The organism is Vibrio sp. 03_296 (genome assembly GCF_002265885.1).
The window spans coordinates 119,737-125,739 of sequence record NZ_NPKW01000147.1; the positions used below are offsets into that span (position 1 = coordinate 119,737).

Sequence of the window (6,003 nt, forward strand, 5' to 3'; positions counted from 1 at the left end):
TCAGCACAATTGCTTCATTACTCATCATATAGGCAGCGGAAAGCTGCCTATTTTTTTACTTAGCTGATATAATCCGAGGCTGTTTTTTCTGGCGATACCTCATCGTCAGTTTTTATATAACCACCTGCCCTTTAGGGCACGCTGATATGAGCGGAACAGTAATGAAAAAAGCACTGTATACCGGCGCATTGTGTGCTGCTACTTTATTTTCAACTTCTTCATTTGCAGCAGATCAAGAACTGTATTTCTACAACTGGTCTGAGTATATCCCAAGTGAAGTGTTAGAAGATTTCACTAAAGAAACGGGTATCAAAGTCATCTATTCAACCTACGAGTCTAACGAGAGCATGTACGCAAAGTTAAAGACTCAAGGCAGTGGCTATGATCTGGTCGTTCCTTCTACTTATTTTGTTTCTAAGATGCGTAAAGAAGGAATGCTACAAAAAGTGGATAAAACCAAGCTGTCTCACTTTGCTGAACTGGACGCGAACTATCTAGACAAGCCATTTGACCCAGGTAATGACTACTCTATTCCATACATTTGGGGTGCGACAGGCATTGGTATCAACGTTGACATGCTGGACAAGAGCTCAGTAAAAAACTGGGGAGATCTTTGGGATACTCAGTGGGCTGGTCAATTGATGTTGATGGATGATGCACGTGAAGTGTTCCACATCGCGCTTTCAAAGCTTGGTTACTCGCCAAACACAACCAATCCTGACGAGATCAAAGCGGCGTATGAAGAGCTGAAAAAACTGATCCCGAATGTGTTGGTGTTCAACTCAGATTTCCCTGCTAATCCCTATCTAGCGGGTGAGGTTTCACTGGGTATGCTTTGGAATGGCTCCGCGTACATGGCCCGTCAAGAAGGTGCAAAAATTGACATCATCTGGCCTGAGAAAGGCGCAATTTTCTGGATGGATAGCTTAGCCATTCCAGCGGGTGCGAAAAATACTGAAGCCGCACACAAGATGATCGACTTCCTTCTACGCCCAGAAAATGCGGCGAAAATTGCGATGGAAATTGGTTATCCAACCCCAGTGAAAACCGCTTACAAACTGCTTCCTAAAGAGTTTGCGGAAGACAAAAACATCTTCCCTCCACAATCTGTGATGGACAACGGCGTGTGGCAAGACGAAGTCGGTGAAGCCAGTGTGCTTTACGATGAGTACTTCCAAAAACTCAAAGTAAATAACTAATTTTTTTGGTTAAAAAGAAAAAGCGGCTGTGGCCGCTTTTTTGATCCTTCTTTCAACGATCATTATGCGTTTTCAACGTTGCTCTCCAAATGCGCAAGCAGCTCCTCGACCAACTTAGGCACTTCAACACTCGCCTTACCGTAGCGCTTTTCCACAAACTCACTTTCGATCGCGCTGGGTTCAAGGTTAATTTCAATCGTGTGTGCGCCGTGCATTTTGGCATCATGGACAAACCCGGCGGCCGGATAAACCACCCCGGACGTGCCAATTGAGATAAACAAGTCGGCGGTTTCTAACGCTGAGTATATCTCCCCCATTCTCAGAGGCATTTCACCAAACCAAACAACATGAGGACGCATCTGCGATGGCATCTGGCAACAATGACAAAGATCCCCTGTCAGAATATCCCCCGTTTCCTCAATCACTTGGTTTGAGACACTGCAGCGAGATTTGAGCAACTCACCATGCATATGAATAATATTCTTGTTACCACCACGTTCGTGCAAATTATCGATGTTCTGGGTCACGATCGTTACCTGACCGTCGAGCTCCGCTTCGAGTCGGCCAAGTGCAAGGTGTGCGGCATTGGGTTCTATATTGGGGTCTTGCAGTTTTTTACGACGTTGATTATAGAAATCTTGGACTAAATCGGGATCTCTGGCGAAACCTTCCGGTGTTGCGACATCTTCAATACGATGGTTTTCCCACAGTCCATCTTGTGCTCGAAAGGTTTGAATACCTGACTCTGCGGAAATGCCAGCTCCGGTCAATACGACGATATTTCGATATGGGAAGTTCATAACCTATCCTTGTAGTTCTTTTTTCACAGCTTACCACTGAACGAAAAACAACAGTAGTTATGAGGATTAGACCATAGTCTTAAATATTCGGAGTAAGATACGGTTTTGAGAGATAAGGCAAAAATGGAGAGAAAAGAGCGACGCAATGCCGCCGCCCTTATAAGAAGTTTGATTCTACTCAGCGTTAACGGAAGAGATCTTATGAATCGCTAAGTCTGCGCCATTAAACTCATCTTCTTGAGAGAGTCGCAAACCGCTGAGGCGGTTAATCGCACCATAGACAATGCCAGCGCCAATCAGAGCAACCAAAATGCCCAAAAGCGTCCCCAAGAGCTGAACGGTGAAACTGACGCCCCCTAGCCCACCGAGTGAGGATTGACCAAAGATGCCCGCAGCAATCCCGCCCCAAGCGCCACAGACACCATGAAGTGGCCAAACACCCAACACATCATCAATTTTGGTTTTGTTTTGCAAGTAGGTAAACAAGTAAACAAACACAACACCGGCGACCGAACCCGTCACCAGAGCACCAAGAGGATGCATGAGATCCGAACCTGCACAGACTGCGACCAAACCTGCGAGAGGTCCGTTGTGAATAAAGCCTGGGTCATTTTTGCCAGCAATGAGCGCGGCGACAATCCCGCCAGCCATCGCCATCAGCGAGTTCATTGCAACCAAACCACTGATGCCATTCAGTGTTTGTGCAGACATCACGTTAAATCCAAACCAACCGACACAAAGGATCCACGCTCCTAAGGCGAGAAAAGGAATATTTGAAGGGGCGAAGTTGGTGTGTTTGCCAGCTCGAACGCGTCCTCGGCGCATGCCTAAGAAAATCACCGCAACCAGTGCAATCCATCCACCGACACCATGCACAACCACGGATCCAGCGAAATCATGGAACCCAACACCAAAAGTGGTTTCAAACCAAGCTTGAACACCGAAATTTCCGTTCCAAATAATGCCTTCAAACAGTGGATAGATAAGCCCTACAGTGAAGAATGTCGCGATCAAAACGGGATAAAAACGCGCGCGCTCGGCAATGCCGCCGGAAACAATGGCAGGAATGGCTGCGGCAAAGGTCAGTAAGAAAAAGAACTTCACCAACTCATAGCCGTTACCTTGCGCTAATGTTTCTGCATCGGCAAAAAAATGAGCCCCATAGGCAACCCAATAGCCGATAAAGAAGTACGCCAAAGTTGAAATGCCAAAATCCGCTAAGATTTTAACCAGGGCATTGACTTGGTTTTTATGTCTCACCGTTCCGACTTCTAAGAAAGCGAATCCGGCGTGCATAAGGAACACCATGATAGCGCCAAGCAATAAAAATAAGGTGTCTGAACTTTGTGTCAGGGTTTGAACAGCTCCGTGAACCTGACTGGCAGTATCGCTCATTATTCGATCTCTCCGTTATTTTTGTAGTGCACTTATCCTGTGCATCAGTAAAGTTTTATATCACCACGTTGGTGAGAAAATACGTCGAATGTGAGATAGAGCAAGGAGCATTCCAACAATTATCAATTTAATAAATAATTTCTATCCAATTGAATATACGTAATTTATTTCACTGGTTAAGCGATTTAGGGCTCGGAATGGAATTTGAATTGAGGTAAATGTGCACTTTATTAGTTCAGTTGCACCAAAAGAAAGCGCACCTTGCGCGTGCAACAACAATCGGTTCACGTTAAATGCCATCATTTGGCTTTGATACAAACACGATAACACCTACTAATAACGGTATAGAAAATCATAATTATCATTATTAAAATCATCCACTTACACTGCATGCTTCTTAGTTTACTTGAGGCATAACAATGACACGCACTCTAATGACAATGCTAGTTGTAGCCAGCATTGCTGGTTGTAACTCATCCGGCGATAGCCGCTCTACATCACCTTCCCCAGCTACGGCAACGCCATCCATTCAAATTGATAAAACTGATGAGCTTATTGCAACACTAAAGAACCAGAAAACCATTGACGACCAGCTAATGGTGATTTATGAGCGCTATGAGCCTTTGTTAGATCGCTCTGATTCGTTGACAGGACCAGATACTAACCAAGATGGTATTCGAGATGATATCGAAGCGTTTATTGATGCGTTAGAAGTAACAGAGCCTGTTCGTAATGTACTTAAGCAAAAAGCTCGGTATAGCCAAGAAGCTATCAGCCACGACTTTGAAAGTGCCACTGATGAAAATGAAAGGCTTTCTTATAAGATATCCGAGAAGTATAACAAGGTTCTTGCTTGCTATGACTATTTAAAAATTCCCGTTGAGGATAGTACGCAAATTTCTCGAACAGTTAGAGCGTTAACGTATAACACAAAGGCAAGAACTTTAGCTTACTTAGCATATAACAGATTGTTGAACGGCACTGGCTCTAAATTACTTTCTCCAGAGGAAAGGTATTGCGAGTGATAAGTTAACACCAACTGTACCTTCAATTAGTTAATAACGAATTCTAATCCCCTTATAGAAAATCATAATTATCATTATTAAAATCATCCACTTACACTGCATGCTTCTTAGTTTACTTGAGGCATAACAATGACACGCACTCTAATGACAATGCTAGTTGTAGCCAGCATTGCTGGTTGCAACTCATCCGGCGATAGCCGTTCTACATCCCCTTCCCCAGCTTCGGCAACGCCATCCATTCAAATTGAAAAAACAGATGAGCTGATTGCAACACTAAAGAGCCAGAAAACCATTAACGACCAGMTAATGGTGATTTATGAGCGCTATGAGCCYTTGTTAGATCGCTCTGATTCGTTGACAGGACCAGATACTAACCAAGATGGCATTCGAGATGAYRTCGAAGCGTTTATTGATGCGTTAGAAGTAACAGAGCCTGTTCGYAATGCTCTAAAGCAGGATGCGAGATTTACACAAGAAAACTTATACTATGACTTTAGCGTTCCAAGTGACGAAGCTACTGACCGAGCGCTTGAAATAGCAAAAGAAGATTTTAAAGTTATCGCGTGTTATGAATTTGTTGGAGTTCAAGTAAGGGATATTACTCAAACGTCTAGGACGATCACTGCCTTAACCTACAATACTAAGGAACGCACACTTGCTTTTCTTGCCTATAATCGATTACTCAATGGCTCTGGGGGAACATTACTTGAGGCAGAGGAAAGGTATTGCGAGTGATAAGTTAACACCAACTGTACCTTCAATTAGTTAATAACGAATTCTAATTCCCTTATAGAAAATCATAATTATCATTATTAAAATCATCTACTTACACTACATGCTTCTTAGTTTACTTGAGGCATAACAATGACACGTACTTTAATTACAATGCTAGTTGTAGCCAGCATTGCTGGTTGTAACTCATCCGGCGATAGCCGCTCTACATCACCTTCCCCAGCTACGGCAACGCCATCCATTCAAATTGAAAAAACAGATGAGCTGATTGCAACACTAAAGAGCCAGAAAACCATTAACGACCAGATAATGGTGATTTATGAGCGCTATGAGCCTTTGTTAGATCGCTCTGATTCGTTGACAGGACCAGATACTAACCAAGATGGCATTCGAGATGACGTCGAAGCGTTTATTGATGCGTTAGAAGTAACAGAGCCTGTTCGTAATGCTCTAAAGCAGGATGCGAGATTTACACAAGAAAACTTATACTATGACTTTAGCGTTCCAAGTGACGAAGCTACTGACCGAGCGCTTAGAATTGCCAAAAAAAATATAAGTAGTTAGTCGTGTAGAGCTATGTAGGAATCCCGGTTAGAGATATAACGAATACATCTAGAACAATTACTGCGCTAACTTACAACACAAAAGCTCGAACTTTAGCCTATCTGTCATACAATCGACTGCTCAATGGCTCTGGTGGAACATTACTTGAGGCAGAGGAAGAACACTGTGAATAAGYYTTTATTAATTTCAATATTCTGCGTTTTCTTCTCTGCCACCCGCCTCGGTACTCGCAAATAACTGCCAAGTGGCTGGCTATACTGTTGGTTTTTTAATGGTGTGGCTACTACG

General features: G+C 43.5%; 5 protein-coding genes and 1 pseudogene. 4 read left to right on the top strand and 2 right to left on the bottom strand.

Annotated elements, in window-relative coordinates; all coding sequences use genetic code 11:
• Window positions 1–161: 161 nt before the first annotated feature.
• A complete protein-coding gene (locus CIK04_RS20075; protein WP_026130748.1) occupies window positions 162–1,199 on the top strand; it encodes an extracellular solute-binding protein in 1,038 nt (345 codons plus the stop codon).
• Between the two features lie 62 nt (window positions 1,200–1,261).
• On the opposite strand, the gene cobB is transcribed toward CIK04_RS20075, so the two are convergent.
• Window positions 1,262–1,999, bottom strand: coding sequence for a Sir2 family NAD+-dependent deacetylase (cobB, locus tag CIK04_RS20080; protein ID WP_011150284.1), 738 nt, complete (start codon window positions 1,997–1,999; stop codon window positions 1,262–1,264).
• Between the two features lie 174 nt (window positions 2,000–2,173).
• Window positions 2,174–3,394: an ammonium transporter gene (locus tag CIK04_RS20085; RefSeq protein WP_017422053.1), complete on the bottom strand. Its 1,221-nt coding sequence runs from the start codon at window positions 3,392–3,394 to the stop codon at window positions 2,174–2,176.
• 419 nt (window positions 3,395–3,813) lie between these two features.
• Here CIK04_RS20085 and CIK04_RS20090 point away from each other — a divergent pair, with 419 nt between their 5' ends.
• The 3 genes and pseudogenes from CIK04_RS20090 (at window position 3,814) to CIK04_RS20100 (ending at window position 5,888) form a co-directional block, all read left to right on the top strand.
• Window positions 3,814–4,419, top strand: a complete 606-nt coding sequence (locus CIK04_RS20090) for a chromosome partitioning protein ParA (protein WP_097352715.1) — start codon at window positions 3,814–3,816, stop codon at window positions 4,417–4,419.
• 129 nt (window positions 4,420–4,548) lie between these two features.
• Window positions 4,549–5,154, top strand: coding sequence for a chromosome partitioning protein ParA (locus tag CIK04_RS20095; RefSeq protein ID WP_128824641.1), 606 nt, complete (start codon window positions 4,549–4,551; stop codon window positions 5,152–5,154).
• 129 nt (window positions 5,155–5,283) lie between these two features.
• Window positions 5,284–5,888: pseudogene (locus CIK04_RS20100) on the top strand (chromosome partitioning protein ParA).
• Window positions 5,889–6,003: the final 115 nt, after the last annotated feature.